Origin of the sequence: Demequina pelophila (genome assembly GCF_000971175.1) — a bacterium.
GTDB lineage: Bacteria > Actinomycetota > Actinomycetes > Actinomycetales > Demequinaceae > Demequina > Demequina pelophila.
The window spans coordinates 390,004-403,823 of the sequence record NZ_BBLY01000004.1; the positions used below are offsets into that span (position 1 = coordinate 390,004).

Consider the following 13,820-nt stretch of genomic DNA (forward strand, 5'->3'; position numbering starts at 1 on the left):
CCTCGCACGAATTCAGGAGGCTAGAACTCCCCGGTGGTGAGCGCCTTCTTGACCTCGGAGATCGCCTTGGTGACCTCGATGCCGCGCGGGCACGCCTCGGTGCAGTTGAACGCGGTGCGGCACTTCCACACGCCGGCCTTGTCGTTGAGCACCTCGAGGCGCTCCCACTGGCCCTCGTCGCGCGAGTCGAAGATGAACCGGTGCGCGCCCACGATCGCCTGGGGACCGAAGTACTGGCCGTCGGTCCAGAACACCGGGCAGCTCGTGGTGCACGCGGCGCACAGGATGCACTTGGTGGTGTCGTCGAACTTCTGACGGTCGGCGGGGGACTGGAGCCGCTCGCGCTCGGGCACGGCGCCCGTGGGCATGAGGAACGGCATGATCTCGCGGTAGGAGGCGAAGAACGGCTCCATGTCCACGATGAGGTCCTTCTCCACCGGCAGGCCCTTGAGCGGTTCGACGATGATCGGCTTGGCCGGGTTGAGGTCCTTGAGCAGCGTCTTGCACGCGAGGCGGTTGCGGGCGTTGATGCGCATCGCATCCGAGCCGCACACGCCATGGGCACACGAGCGGCGGAACGCGAGCGAGCCGTCCTGCTCCCACTTGATCTTGTGCAGGGCGTCGAGCACGCGGTCGGTCGCGTGCGCCTCGATGGTGAACTCCTGCCAGTACGACTCGCCCGGGCCGTGCTCCTCCGTGCCCTCGGGGATGGTGCGGAGGATGCGCAGGGTGACCGTGATGGCGGGGATCTCGCCCGCGGGGGCGGAGGACTCGGCGGTGGCCGTCATCTCAGTACTTCCTCTCCATGGGCTGGTACGTGGTGATCACGACGGGCTTGGTGTCGAGACGCACCCCGTCCGCGGTGCCGTACGCCATCGTGTGGTGGAGGAACTTCTCGTCGTCGCGCTTGGGGAAGTCCTCGCGGTAGTGGCCGCCGCGCGACTCCTCGCGCGCGAGGGCGCCCGCGATGACCACCTCGGACAGGTCGATGAGGAACTTCAGCTCGATCGCCTCGAGCAGGTCCGTGTTGTAGCGCGTGCCGCGGTCGTGGATGCCCACGTTCGCGTAGCGCGCCTTCACGTCCGCGATCACGCCGCGCGCCTCCTCGAGGCTGTCCGCGTCGCGGAACACCTGGACGTTGCGGTCCATCGTCTCCTGGAGCGCCTTGCGCAGGTCCGCGACCCGCTCGGTGCCCGCGCCCACGGAACCCCGCAGGGTGGCGACCAGGGTCTCCACCCCGGACGCCGCATCGTCCGCCATGACGGGGACCGATGCGACGGTCGCCGCGTGCTCGGCCGCGGCGATTCCCGCGCGGCGGCCGAAGACGTTGATGTCGAGCAGCGAGTTGGTGCCCAGGCGGTTCGCGCCGTGGACGGACACGCACGCGCACTCGCCGGCGGCGTAGAGGCCGGTGACGGGCTCGCTGTTGGAGCGCAGCACCTGGCCGGTGACGTTGGTGGGGATGCCGCCCATGGCGTAGTGCGCGGTGGGGTAGACCGGCACCGGCTCGGTGTACGGCTCGACGCCCAGGTAGGTGCGCGCGAACTCGGTGATGTCCGGCAGCTTCTCGTCGATGTGCGCGGGCTCGAGGTGGGTGAGGTCCAGGAGCACGTAGTCCTTGTGGGGGCCGGCGCCGCGGCCCTCGCGCACCTCGTTGGCCATCGCGCGCGCCACCATGTCGCGGGGCGCGAGGTCCTTGATGGTGGGGGCGTAGCGCTCCATGAAGCGCTCGCCCTCGGAGTTGCGCAGGATGCCGCCCTCGCCGCGGGCCGCCTCGGACAGCAGGATGCCCAGGCCCGCGAGGCCCGTCGGGTGGAACTGGAAGAACTCCATGTCCTCGAGCGGCAGGCCCGCGCCCAGCGCGATGGCCATGCCGTCGCCGGTGAGCGTGTGCGCGTTGGAGGTGGTCTTGAAGACCTTGCCCGCGCCACCGGTCGCGAACACGACGGACTTGGCGGCGAACGTGTGGATCTCGCCGGTCGCGAGCTCGAGCGCGACGACGCCGGTGACGGAGACCTCCTCGCCGGCCGGGGTGGCCTGCGGGTCCTTGTCGAGGATGACGTCGAGCACGTAGAACTCGTTGAAGAACTCGACCCCCTGCTTGATGCACTGCTGGTACAGCGTCTGCAGGATCATGTGGCCGGTGCGGTCCGCGGAGTAGCACGCGCGGCGCACGGCGGCCTCGCCGTGGTTGCGGGTGTGGCCGCCGAACCGGCGCTGGTCCACCTTGCCCTCGGGCGTGCGGTTGAACGGCAGGCCCATCTTCTCGAGGTCGAGCACCGCGTCGATGGCCTCGCGGCAGAGGATCTCGGCCGCGTCCTGGTCCACCAGGTAGTCGCCGCCCTTGATGGTGTCGAACACGTGCCACTCGGCGGAGTCGTCCTCGACGTTGGCGAGCGCGGCCGCCATGCCACCCTGCGCCGCACCGGTGTGCGAGCGGGTGGGGTAGAGCTTGGTCAGCACCGCGGTGCGGGACCGCTCGGAGCTCTCCAGGGCGGCACGCATGCCGGCGCCGCCGGCGCCGACGATGACGACGTCGTACTCGTGGTGGGTCATGCAACATCCTCGCAGAAGGTGGGCAGCAGGTCGGGGTCCGCCCCGGCCGGGCACGGGTCGAAGGTGAACAGCACGAGGGTGCCGAGCACGATGACCACCAGGGTGGCCGTCCCGAGCAGCGAGTGCAGGAGCTTCCGGGACCCCGGACGTCGAGCGTAGTCGTTGATGAGCAGGCGCATCCCGTTGAAGCCGTGGAGCATCGCCAGCACCAGCATGGTGAAGTCGAACCACTGCCAGAACGGGTGCGCGAGCTTGCCCGCGACGAACGCGAAGTCGATCTGGCTGATGCCGTCGCCCGTCATGAGGTTGACGAACAGGTGGGTGACGATCAGCACGAGCAGGATGGGCCCGGAGACGCGCATGAACACCCACGACCACTTCTCCGCGTTGTTGCGGCTGCGGCCGGACGGGGTCCGGGGCTCCTTGAGCTGGGGAGCGGTCATCATGCACCTCCGAAGACGTGGCCCAGGTGGCGCCACAGGAACGGCACCATGACGACGGCGGTCACACCCCACACGACCCAGACGAGCTGGCGCTGGTGGCGCACGGCCCAGGTCGAGCGGTCGACCGCGATGATCCGCAGGCCGTTGAGCCCGTGGATGAGGATCGCGCCCACGAGGCCGGCCTCGACGAGCCCGAAGACGGGCGTCTTGTAGGTGCCGATGACCTCGTTGTACGCCTCGGGCGAGACGCGGACGAGCGCGGTGTCGATCACGTGCACGAGCAGAAAGAAGAAGATCGCGACGCCGGTGGCGCGGTGGACGACCCACATCCACATGCCTTCGTGGCCACGATAGAGGGTGGTGGGTGACACGGTTCTCCTTCGAACGACCTGGCTTGACGGTCATCCTAGTGTGGTCCTCAGCAACGTCCAGCGCCTTTGGGGGATCCCGTGTCACAAGCCGTCAACGATTTCGTCACCGTCATCCCGGCCGGGGGCGTGGGGTCGCGGCTGTGGCCCCTGTCCCAGCCGCATCGTCCCAAGTTCCTCCTGGATCTGCTGGGCACGGGCGCGACGCTCATCCAGGACACGGTCGCGCGCGTGCTGCCCCTGTCGGAGCGCGTGGTGATCGTGACCGGCGAGCGCCACGCCCCGGGCGTCGCGGCCCAGGTGCCGGACGTGCCCGCGGAGAACCTGGTGACCGAGCCGAGCCCGCGCGACTCGATGGCCGCGATCGCGCTGGCCGCCGCGCTCATCGAGGAGCGGTGGGGCGCGCGCGTCATGGGCTCCTTCGCCGCGGACCACATCATCCCGGACGCCGAGGCGTTCCGCGCCACGGTCGCGCAGGCCGCCGCGGCGGCGGAGCTGGGCAAGGTCGTGACCATCGGCATCACGCCCACGGAGCCGTCGACCGCCTTCGGCTACATCGAGATGGGAGAGCCGCTCGCCGGCGAGGCCCGCCACGTGGTCGCCTTCACCGAGAAGCCCGACGCGGAGACCGCGGCGGCCATGCTCGAGCGCGGCGGCTTCGCGTGGAACGCCGGCATGTTCGTGGTCCGCACCGACGTGCTGCTGGGCCACCTCGACCGGCTCCAGCCCACGCTCGCGGCGGGCGTGCGCGAGATCGCGGCCGCCTGGGACGGCGACGACCGGGCCGAGGTGCTCGGCCGCGTGTGGCCCACGCTCACCAAGATCGCGATCGATCACGCCATCGCGGAGCCCGTGGCCGCGGAGGGCGGCGTCGCCGTCGTCCCGGCGAGCTTCGAGTGGCACGACGTGGGCGACTTCGACTCGCTCGCCGAGCTCTCCGGCGCGGGCGAGGGCGCGATCGCGATCGGCCGCGAGGCGGCCGTGGGGCTCGTGGGCGCCACGGGCGCCGTGGTCGTGGGCGGCACCAAGCCCGTGGTGGTCGTGGGAGTGGACGATGCGGTGGTGGTCGAGTCCGAGGAGGCCATCCTGGTGACCACGCGCGCCGCGGCGCAGCAGGTCAAGGGCGCGGCGGCCGCGCTCGCGCAGGGGTGACCTGCGTCACTTTTTGCCGAACTGTTGCATCCCGGGCTCCCGAAGCACCGTTTTTTGCGCCGTTGCCGACTTACCATGACGGCACGACCCAGTGAGGCGCGCCCCCGCGCCCTGTGTAGTAGTGAGGAAACACCCATGAAGACGTTTACCCGTGTGAGCGCACTCGCGGCCGTCGCGGCCCTCTCGCTCGCCGCGTGCGGCGCCGCCCCCGAGGACGAGGAGACCACCTCGGCCGAGGACACCGCCGCCGCCGAGGAGACCACCGAGGCCGCGGAGGCCGTCGACTTCAAGGCCTGCATGGTCTCGGACGAGGGCGGCTTCGACGACGCCTCGTTCAACGAGTCGGCCTACGACGGCGTCCAGCGCGCGGCCGCGGAGCTCGGCATCGAGCACGCCGAGGCCGAGTCGACCGCCGAGTCCGACTACGCCCCCAACCTCGAGGCCCAGGTGGCCGCGGGCTGCGACCTGATCATCACGGTCGGATTCAACCTCGGTGACGCGACGGCCGAGGCCGCCGCGGCGTACCCCGACACCCACTTCGCGATCGTCGACTTCGGCTACGACGAGCCGATCGACAACGTCAAGTCGCTCTACTTCGACACCGACGAGGCCGCGTTCCTCGCCGGCTACGCGGCCGCGGCCGCGTCGGGCTCGGGCACCGTGGGCACCTTCGGTGGCATGAACATCCCCACCGTCACCATCTTCATGGACGGCTACCTGGCCGGCGTGAACTACTACAACGAGGAGAACGGCACCGACGTGACCGTCCTCGGCTGGGACGGCGCGGACGGCTCCTTCACCGGTGACTTCTCCGACCAGTCGAAGGGTCAGAACACCACGCAGGGCTTCCTCGACCAGGGCGCGGACATCGTCATGCCCGTCGCCGGCCCCGTGGGCCTCGGCGCCGCGTCGGCGATCCAGTCGGCCGGTGGCGCGTGGCTGATCGGCGTGGACTCCGACTGGACCGAGTCGGCCCCGGAGTACGCGGACATCGTGTTCACCTCGGTGCTCAAGAACATCTCGAACGCCGTGTTCGACACCATCGAGGCCACCATGGCCGAGTGGTCGAACGAGCCGTACCTGGGCACCCTCGAGAACGAGGGCGTCGGCGTCGCCGACTTCGCCGAGGGCACCGTCTCGGACGAGGTCCTCGCGGCCCTCGAGGAGATCAAGGCCGGCATCATCGCGGGCGACATCGAGCCGTCGACCGCCGGCTGATAGCACCCTGACGGGCGTCACGCCCGGCTCCACACGAGGGGCGTACCGCGCAACGCGGTGCGCCCCTCGTGTGTTTGACTAGGCCCGGCGCGTCGAGGGCGCGCGTACGAGGCGCGTTCCCCGGCGCACTCGTGCTTGACTGGGAAGGGCCTTCGCGCGAAGGCGCGCGACGTAGCGAGACAAAAAGGGGACGCCAGTGAAACTGGAACTTCGCGAGATCACCAAGAGGTTCGGTGACTTCACGGCGAACGATGCGATCAGCATCGTGGTCGAGTCCGGCACGGTGCACGCGCTGCTGGGAGAGAACGGCGCCGGCAAGTCCACGCTCATGAACGTGCTGTTCGGGCTGTACGACCCGGATGGCGGCGAGATCCTGCTCGACGACCAGCCGGTCGAGTTCACCGGACCCGGCGACGCGATGGCGGCCGGCATCGGCATGGTCCACCAGCACTTCATGCTGGTCCACCCGTTCACGGTGGCCGAGAACGTCATGCTGGGCCACGAGGACGTGGTGGGCCCCGCCAAGCTGCTCGACCTGGAGGCCGCGCGCGCCCGGGTGCGCGAGATCTCCCACCGCTTCGGCTTCAACGTCGACCCGGACGCCGTGGTGGAGGACCTCTCGGTGGGTGCCCAGCAGCGCGTCGAGATCATCAAGGCGCTCTCGCGCGACGCGGAGGTCCTCATCCTCGACGAGCCCACCGCGGTGCTCACGCCGCAGGAGACGGACGAGCTCCTGTCGATCGTCAAGGACCTGCGCGACTCCGGCACCGCCGTCGTGCTCATCACGCACAAGCTGCGCGAGGTCAAGGCCGTCGCGGACACGATCACCGTCATCCGCCGCGGCAAGGTCGTCGGCACCGCCGAGCCGACAGCCTCCCAGGAGGAGCTCGCCTCGCTCATGGTCGGGCGCGACGTGTCCATGACCGTGGACAAGGGCCCCGCGGACCCCGGCGAGGCGATGCTCGTGGTCGAGGACCTCACGGTCGTCGACGACGCCACCCAGGTGACGCAGCTCGATCGCGTGAGTTTCGACGTGCGCGGCGGCGAGATCCTGGCGATCGCGGGCGTCCAGGGCAACGGCCAGACCGAACTCGCGGAGGCCATCCTGGGCGTCGTGCCCACGGCCGCCGGCACGGTCCGCCTCGACGGCGAGACCGTCACCGGCAGGTCGATCCGCCAGGCGCTCGACGCGGGCATCGGCTTCGTGCCGGAGGACCGCACCACGGACGGCATCGTCGCGGAGTTCACCAACGCGAACAACCTCATCCTCGACCTGTACGACCGCGCGCCGTTCTCCAAGGCGGGCGCCATCTCGCCCTCCGTCGTGCGCGAGAACGCCCAGAAGCAGGTCGAGCGGTTCGACGTCCGCACCACGGGCATCGACGCGCTCACGGGGTCGCTGTCCGGCGGCAACCAGCAGAAGGTGGTGCTCGCGCGCGAGCTCACCCGCGAGCTCAAGCTGCTCATCGCGTCGCAGCCCACCCGTGGACTCGACGTCGGCTCGATCGAGTTCGTCCACAAGCGCATCATCGAGGAGCGCGACAAGGGCGTGGCCTGCATCATCATCAGCTCCGAGCTGGACGAGGTCTACGCGCTGGCCGACCGCATCGCCGTCATGTACCACGGACGGATCGTCGGCATCGTCCCGCCCGACACCGACCGCGACACGCTCGGCCTCATGATGGCCGGTGCCCACGAAGAGGAGGCCGCGTGAGCGACCAGACCACCGCGACCGAGGCTCCGCAGCAGGAGCGGCCCGGACGCGCATCGACCGTCCTGCGGGAGATCCTCTCGAGCTCGACGCTCGTGGTCGTCATGGCCGTCGTCGCGTCGCTGCTCATCGGAGGCGTGCTCATCGTCCTCGTCGACGAGGGCGTCCAGGAGGCGGCGGGCTACTTCTTCTCGCGCCCGGGCGACACCTTCACGGCGATCTTCGACGAGCTGGGCGCCGCGTACTCCGCGATGTTCACCGGCGCGGTGCTCAACCTCGACGCCGACACGTTCGCCCAGACGATCCGCCCGTTCACCCAGACCCTCACCATGGCGACGCCGCTGATCTTCGCCGGCCTGGGCCTGGGCATCGGCTTCCGTGCCGGCATGTTCAACATCGGTGCCCAGGGCCAGCTGCTCATCGGCGCCACGGTGGGGGCGTACATCGGCTTCACCTGGGACCTGCCGTGGGGCCTGCACCTGCTGGTCGCGATCCTCGGCTGCCTCGTGGGAGGCGCGTTCTGGGGCTTCATCCCCGGCATCCTCAAGGCCCGCACCGGCGCGCACGAGGTGATCGTCACGATCATGCTCAACTACGTCGCGCTCAACCTGGTGGCGTGGCTGCTCACGTTCGACGCGTTCCAGCGCGAGGGCAGCAACAACCCCATCTCCCCGATCGTCGCGGAGACGGCGCAGTACCCGAAGATCCTGGGCTCCCAGTTCAACCTGCACCTGGGCTTCCTGTTCGCCCTCGCATGCGCGTTCGGCGTCTGGTGGCTCATGGAGCGCTCGACGCTCGGCTTCGAGCTGCGCGCGGTGGGCGCGAACGCGAACGCAGCCCGCACCGCGGGCATGAACGTCACGCGCGCGACCGTGCTGGTCATGGTGATCGCGGGTGCCCTCGCGGGTCTCGCGGGATCCGCCCAGGTGCTGGGCACGGAGAAGGTGCTCACCACGGCCACGGCCGGCTCGCTCGGCTTCGACGCCATCACCGTCGCGCTGCTGGGCCGGTCGCGGCCGCTCGGCACCGTCCTGGCGGCGATCCTGTTCGGCGGCCTGCGCGCCTCCGGCCCGACCCTTCAGGTCCAGGCGGGGCTGCCCGTCGACATCGTGTTCGTCATCCAGGCGCTCATCGTGCTGTTCATCGCGGCGCCGCCGCTGGTGCGGTCGATGTTCCGCCTCCCCGCCCCGGCCATTGAGAAGGAGGTGGCGGCGTGAGCGCCTCGACCCTCGACGCCCCCGCGACGCCCGAGACCGCGCCCCGCTCCAAGGACTGGCGCGCGTCGATCGCCCTGGGCGTCATCGCCCTCATCTCGCTCGTCGTGTTCGGCTTCGGCTCCGCGTCCGGCGCGGACACCACGTTCGTCGTGGCCCGCAGCACCGACTTCTTCGAGGTCCCCGGCTTCACGCTGCCGTCGCAGCTCGCGGCCATCCTGCTGTCCGTCGTCGGGCTGGCGCTCGCCGGGTACACGGCGTTCCAGGCGAACCAGTTCCGCAAGGTGGGCATCTGGGTGCCGGTGGTCTACGGCATCGCGATCATGGGCGCGCTGCTCACGTGGGCCGGCGCGGGCCGCGACGCGACGTCGATCCAGCTCACGGGCCTGCTGACCTCGTCGCTGTTCCTGGCCGTGCCGCTCGTGTTCGGCTCGCTCGCGGGCACGCTGTGCGAGCGCTCCGGCATCATCAACATCGCGATCGAGGGCCAGCTGCTCGCCGGTGCCTTCCTCGCGGCGCTGGTCGGCTCGGCCGTCGGCAACGCCTACGCGGGCCTCATCGCCGCGCCCATCGCGGGCGCCCTGGTCGGACTGCTGCTTGCGATCTTCGCGACCAAGTACTGGGTCAATCAGATCGTGGTCGGCGTGGTGCTCAACGTCCTGGTCGTGGGACTGACGAGCTTCTTCTTCTCCACCGTGATGTCCGACAACCCGGACCTCAACCGCCCGCTGGGCCTGGCCTCGCTGCCCATCCCGGGCCTGTCCGGCATCCCCGTGATCGGCCCGGTGCTGTTCAACCAGAACCTGCTGGTCTACATCCTCTACGTGGTGGTCATCGTCCTGCAGATCATGCTCTTCCGGTCGCGCTGGGGCCTGCGCGTGCGCGCCGTGGGCGAGCACCCCAAGGCCGCCGACACGGTGGGCATCAAGGTCAACCGCACCCGCGTGCGCAACACCGTCCTGGGTGGCGCCGTCGCGGGTCTGGGCGGCGCGTTCTTCACCGTCGCGTCGGGCCTCGCCTTCGGCAAGGAGATGACCGCCGGCAAGGGCTATATCGCGCTCGCCGCGATGATCCTGGGCCGGTGGAGCCCCAAGGGCGCGCTCGCCGCGGCCCTGCTGTTCGGCTTCGCTGACGCGCTGCGCGTGCAGCTGGGCATCATCGGCTCGTCGATCCCGTCGCAGTTCCTCGCGATGACCCCGTACCTGGCCACGATCTTCGCGGTCGCCGGCCTGGTGGGCCACTCGCGCCCGCCGGCCGCCGAGGGCATCCCGTACAAGAAGTGACCGTGGACATCGACTGGGAGCTCCTGCGCGCCAAGGCGCGGGAGGCGAGCGAGCGGGCGTACGCGCCGTACTCGAAGTATCGCGTGGGCGCCGCGGCGGTCACGGACACGGGCGCGGTGGTGACCGGCGCCAACGTCGAGAACGCGAGCTACGGGCTCACCCTGTGCGCCGAGTGCGCGCTCGTGTCGAAGCTCCACACCGACGGCCTGGGGTCCCGGCTCGTGGCCTTCGCGTGCGTCGACGCGGCCGGCGCGGTGCTCCAGCCGTGCGGTCGCTGCCGGCAGCTGCTCTACGAGTTCGGCGGCCCCGCGCTGCTCATCGATGGTCCCGACGGGACCCTCACCCTGGACGACCTACTGCCGTGGGCCTTCGGCCCGCAGCACCTCGAGGAGGACTGACATGGCCGAGCGCCACGACGCCGTCGACATCATCAAGACCAAGCGCGGCGGCGGCACCCTCGCCGACGACCAGATCGATTGGGTGGTCGACGCCTACACGCGCGGCGTCGTGGCCGACGAGCAGATGAGCTCGCTCGCCATGGCCATCCTGCTGCGCGGCATGACCCGTGAGGAGATCTCCCGCTGGACCGCCGCGATGATCGCGACGGGGGAGCGGCTCGACTTCTCGTCGCTGTCGCGCCGCACCGCGGACAAGCACTCGACCGGCGGCGTGGGCGACAAGATCACCCTCCCGCTCGCCCCGCTCGTCGCCGCCTGCGGCGTCGCGGTGCCGCAGCTCTCGGGACGCGGCCTGGGCCACACCGGAGGCACCCTCGACAAGCTGGAGGCCATCCCCGGCTGGCGCGCCGCGCTGTCCAACGAGGAGATGATGCGCCAGCTCGAGGACGTGGGCGCCGTCATCTGCGCGGCCGGCTCCGGCCTGGCCCCCGCCGACAAGAAGCTCTACGCCCTCCGCGACGTCACCGGGACGGTCGAGGCCATCCCGCTCATCGCATCGTCCATCATGTCCAAGAAGATCGCCGAGGGCACGGGCGCGCTCGTCCTCGACGTCAAGGTGGGCACGGGCGCGTTCATGAAGACCGAGGCCGACGCGCGCGAGCTCGCGCGCACCATGGTGGACCTGGGGACCGATGCGGGGGTCGTCACGACCGCCCTGCTCACCGACATGTCGACGCCCCTGGGCCGCGCGTGCGGCAACGGCCTCGAGGTCGCCGAGTCCGTCGAGGTGCTCGCCGGCGGCGGCCCCGCGGACGTCGTCGAGCTCACGCTCGCCCTCGCCCGCGAGATGCTCGCCGGCGCCGGGGTCACGGACGTGGACCCGGCCGACGCGCTCGCCGACGGCCGCGCGATGGACGCGTGGCGGCGCATGATCGCGGCCCAGGGCGGCGACGTCGACGCGCCGATGCCCGACGCCCCGCACGTCGAGGAGGTCCGCGCCGAGGCCGACGGCGTCATCACCCGCATGGACGCCATGGGCGTGGGCGTGGCCGCGTGGCGCCTGGGCGCCGGGCGCGCCCGCAAGGAGGACCCGGTGCAGGCCTCCGCGGGCGTCTACCTGCACAGGACGCTGGGCGAGGAGGTCAAGGCGGGCGACGTCATCATGACGCTGCACACCGAGACGCCGGAGCGCATGCCGCGCGGCCTCGCCGCGCTCGCGGACGCCTGTGACGGCGCCGGCACGGTCGAGGTGACGCCCGGCGGGTCCGTCGAGCGCCGCCTCGTCATCGACCGCATCGCCTGACATGGGCTGGACGCTCACGGCCGTGGCCGCCCGCCTGGGCGGGCGGCTGCGCATGCCGGAGCGTCTGGCCGACGAGCCCGCCTCGTCCGAGCCGCTCGTCGCCCGCGCCTTCGCGCGGGCCCTCGAGCGGTCCTCCGGGGCCGATGCGAAGGCCCTCCTGGTCGCGCGCGACCAGATGGGGGACGATGCACGGGTCCTCGACCGCGCGGTCGCCTCCGGGGCGCCGCTGTCGGCCATCGCGGCCCTCGCCGCCGCGTGGGACGGCCTCGACCCCGAGCCGCGGCGGATCATCGCCGAGCCGGTGCCGGCCCGCATGGGCCCGGTGCGCTGGGGACGCGTCGATGCCGTCCAGGTGGACCAGACCACGTGCGGCGCCGCCGTGATGGCGACCATGCTGCTCATGGGCGACCCGTTCGTGGGGCTGTGGCTCGCGACCGGGCGCACGCTGGCCTCGTACATCCCGCCCGAGGCGCTCCACGTCCAGGCCGAGGGTCTGCCCGCCCGCACCATCGAGGACCGGTGGCACGCCCTGCAGCGGGTGCTGCACGCGGTGACCACCGCATCGGCCGTGGGGCCGGTGGCCTGGCCCAAGTCGCTCGGGACCCCGCCGTGGAAGGTCGACGACCGCACCCGCTTCGCGGGGCTGCGCTTCGCCGGCGGCATGGTCGACGACTCGTCGCCCGAGGCGCTCGCGCCGGCGCTCGTGCACGTGCGCCGCGCGCTCGCGGACGGGATTCCCGTGCCCATGTTCACGGCCGGCGACTCGCGGCTGGGCATCGACACGGTGATCCCGCGCCACGTGGTGCTCATCGTGGGCGACACCGGCGACGGGCTGCTGGTCTACGAGCCCGGGGCCGGCGCGGTGCTGCCGCTGCTCGACGCGGACCTGAGGCCCGGCGGCGAGCGTCACCCGGCGCTGGGCAACTGGACGCGCGCCGCGTGGCTCGTGCTGCCGGTGCCCGTGCGGCGAGGATGAGGCCCCGGCGCGATTAGCCTGGTGCCATGACTCTCACCTCTGACGAGATCCTCGCCCTGCCCAAGGTCGTCCTGCACGACCACCTCGACGGCGGGCTGCGCCCGTCGACGCTCATCGAGCTCGCCGCCGCGATCGGCCACGAGCTCCCGTCGACCGACCCCGACGAGCTGGGCCGCATCTTCGCGGAGAACGCCAACTCCGGCGACCTGGTTCGCTACCTCGAGGCCTTCGCGCACACGACCGCCGTCATGCAGACCGCGGAGAACCTCACCCGCGTCGCGCGCGAGGCCGTCGTGGACCTCGCGGCCGACGGCGTCGTCTACGCGGAGCTGCGCTACGCGCCCGAGCAGCACGTGGCCGGCGGCCTGTCGCTGCAGGAGGTCGTCGAGGCGGTCCAGTCGGGCATCGAGGAGGGCGTCGCGGAGGCGCTCGAGGCGGGTCGCGCCATCCGTGCGGCCGCGATCCTCGACGCGATGCGCCACCTGGACCGCTCGGTCGAGATCGCCCAGCTCGCGATCGCGAACCGCGGCACCTGCTGCGTGGCGTTCGACATCGCGGGCCCCGAGGCGGGCTTCCGCCCGTCGCTGCACCGCGAGGCCTTCCAGATCCTGCGCGAGGCGCACATGCCCGTCACCATCCACGCGGGCGAGGCCGACGGCGCCGAGTCCGTGGGCGAGGCGCTGGGGCTCGGCTCGGCGCGACGCCTGGGCCACGGCGTGCGCATCCACGAGGACATCGAGGGCCTCGACACCGACGAGCCGGCGCTGGGCATCATCGCCCGCCACGCGCTCGACCAGCAGATCCCGCTCGAGTGCTGCCCGACCTCCAACGTGCAGACCGGCGCCGCGCCGTCCGTGGCCGAGCACCCCATGCACGCGCTGCGCGACCTGGGCTTCGCCGTGACGGTCAACACCGACAACCGCCTGGTCTCGGGCGTGTCCATGTCCTCCGAATTCGCGGCGCTGAGCGAGGCGGGCTGGACCGTCGAGGACCTCTTCGAGGCCACCCTCGCCGCCGCCTGGGCCGCGTTCCTGCCCTACGACGAGCGCGCCGACCTGGCCGAGCTCGTCATCGAGGGCTACGGCATCGACCTGTAGGTCGCGTTCTGCGCCGCTTCTGCGCCTCGCTTTTGCGCCCCCGGAGGTGCTCAGTGCTCATTACCAGCACTTTTGGGCACTCAGCACCTCCGGGGGCGCAG

At 71.3% G+C, this 13,820-nt stretch carries 13 protein-coding genes; 9 read left to right on the forward strand and 4 right to left on the reverse strand.

The features are described 5' to 3' along the window. Positions 1 to 20: 20 nt before the first annotated feature. The 4 genes from AOM03_RS07525 to sdhC are packed head-to-tail and all read right to left on the reverse strand — an operon-like array spanning position 21 to position 3,334. A complete protein-coding gene (locus AOM03_RS07525) occupies positions 21 to 788 on the reverse strand; it encodes a succinate dehydrogenase iron-sulfur subunit (RefSeq protein ID WP_062379915.1) in 768 nt (255 codons plus the stop codon). Position 789: 1 nt separating this feature from the next. Then, complete coding sequence (sdhA, locus tag AOM03_RS07530; RefSeq protein ID WP_062379917.1) at positions 790 to 2,556, reverse strand: succinate dehydrogenase flavoprotein subunit; 1,767 nt, start codon at positions 2,554 to 2,556, stop codon at positions 790 to 792. Then, positions 2,553 to 2,999, reverse strand: a complete 447-nt coding sequence (locus AOM03_RS07535; protein ID WP_062379919.1) for a succinate dehydrogenase hydrophobic membrane anchor subunit — start codon at positions 2,997 to 2,999, stop codon at positions 2,553 to 2,555. Before AOM03_RS07535 ends, sdhA begins: the two co-directional genes overlap by 4 nt. Further along, a complete protein-coding gene (sdhC, locus tag AOM03_RS07540; protein WP_062379921.1) occupies positions 2,999 to 3,334 on the reverse strand; it encodes a succinate dehydrogenase, cytochrome b556 subunit in 336 nt (111 codons plus the stop codon). Before sdhC ends, AOM03_RS07535 begins: the two co-directional genes overlap by 1 nt. A gap of 114 nt (positions 3,335 to 3,448) precedes the next feature. On the opposite strand from sdhC, the gene AOM03_RS07545 reads away from it, so the two are divergent. The 9 genes from AOM03_RS07545 (at position 3,449) to AOM03_RS07585 (ending at position 13,719) form a co-directional block, all read left to right on the forward strand. After that, complete coding sequence (locus tag AOM03_RS07545) at positions 3,449 to 4,519, forward strand: mannose-1-phosphate guanylyltransferase (protein WP_227589927.1); 1,071 nt, start codon at positions 3,449 to 3,451, stop codon at positions 4,517 to 4,519. Positions 4,520 to 4,654: 135 nt separating this feature from the next. Beyond that, a complete protein-coding gene (locus AOM03_RS07550; protein ID WP_062379925.1) occupies positions 4,655 to 5,737 on the forward strand; it encodes a BMP family lipoprotein in 1,083 nt (360 codons plus the stop codon). 196 nt (positions 5,738 to 5,933) lie between these two features. Beyond that, positions 5,934 to 7,451 carry an ABC transporter ATP-binding protein gene (locus AOM03_RS07555; protein WP_062379927.1) on the forward strand — a complete coding sequence of 506 codons (1,518 nt, stop codon included), beginning with the start codon at positions 5,934 to 5,936 and terminating at the stop codon, positions 7,449 to 7,451. After that, a complete protein-coding gene (locus tag AOM03_RS07560; RefSeq protein WP_062379929.1) occupies positions 7,448 to 8,665 on the forward strand; it encodes an ABC transporter permease in 1,218 nt (405 codons plus the stop codon). Before AOM03_RS07555 ends, AOM03_RS07560 begins: the two co-directional genes overlap by 4 nt. Next, positions 8,662 to 9,945 carry an ABC transporter permease gene (locus tag AOM03_RS07565; RefSeq protein ID WP_062379931.1) on the forward strand — a complete coding sequence of 428 codons (1,284 nt, stop codon included), beginning with the start codon at positions 8,662 to 8,664 and terminating at the stop codon, positions 9,943 to 9,945. The genes AOM03_RS07560 and AOM03_RS07565 overlap by 4 nt, the downstream gene beginning before the upstream one ends. 2 nt (positions 9,946 to 9,947) lie before the next feature. Then, positions 9,948 to 10,343: a cytidine deaminase gene (locus tag AOM03_RS07570; protein WP_062379933.1), complete on the forward strand. Its 396-nt coding sequence runs from the start codon at positions 9,948 to 9,950 to the stop codon at positions 10,341 to 10,343. A gap of 1 nt (position 10,344) precedes the next feature. Continuing rightward, positions 10,345 to 11,646 (forward strand): thymidine phosphorylase, encoded by a 1,302-nt coding sequence (locus tag AOM03_RS07575; protein WP_062379935.1) that lies wholly within the window; start codon positions 10,345 to 10,347, stop codon positions 11,644 to 11,646. Between the two features lies 1 nt (position 11,647). After that, positions 11,648 to 12,622 (forward strand): hypothetical protein, encoded by a 975-nt coding sequence (locus tag AOM03_RS07580; protein WP_062379937.1) that lies wholly within the window; start codon positions 11,648 to 11,650, stop codon positions 12,620 to 12,622. A 26-nt stretch (positions 12,623 to 12,648) separates the two neighbouring features. Then, complete coding sequence (locus AOM03_RS07585; protein ID WP_062379939.1) at positions 12,649 to 13,719, forward strand: adenosine deaminase; 1,071 nt, start codon at positions 12,649 to 12,651, stop codon at positions 13,717 to 13,719. Positions 13,720 to 13,820: the final 101 nt, after the last annotated feature.

Excerpts from the sequence above, each read along its gene's own strand:
- AOM03_RS07580 (WP_062379937.1), top strand. The coding sequence starts at position 11,648 with ATGGGCTGGACGCTCACGGCCGTGGCCGCCCGCCTGGGCGGGCGGCTG.
- sdhC (WP_062379921.1), bottom strand. The coding sequence starts at position 3,334 with ATGTGGATGTGGGTCGTCCACCGCGCCACCGGCGTCGCGATCTTCTTC.
- AOM03_RS07550 (WP_062379925.1), top strand. The coding sequence starts at position 4,655 with ATGAAGACGTTTACCCGTGTGAGCGCACTCGCGGCCGTCGCGGCCCTC.
- AOM03_RS07585 (WP_062379939.1), top strand. The coding sequence starts at position 12,649 with ATGACTCTCACCTCTGACGAGATCCTCGCCCTGCCCAAGGTCGTCCTG.
- sdhA (WP_062379917.1), bottom strand. The coding sequence starts at position 2,556 with ATGACCCACCACGAGTACGACGTCGTCATCGTCGGCGCCGGCGGCGCC.
- AOM03_RS07535 (WP_062379919.1), bottom strand. The coding sequence starts at position 2,999 with ATGACCGCTCCCCAGCTCAAGGAGCCCCGGACCCCGTCCGGCCGCAGC.
- AOM03_RS07525 (WP_062379915.1), bottom strand. The coding sequence starts at position 788 with ATGACGGCCACCGCCGAGTCCTCCGCCCCCGCGGGCGAGATCCCCGCC.
- AOM03_RS07575 (WP_062379935.1), top strand. The coding sequence starts at position 10,345 with ATGGCCGAGCGCCACGACGCCGTCGACATCATCAAGACCAAGCGCGGC.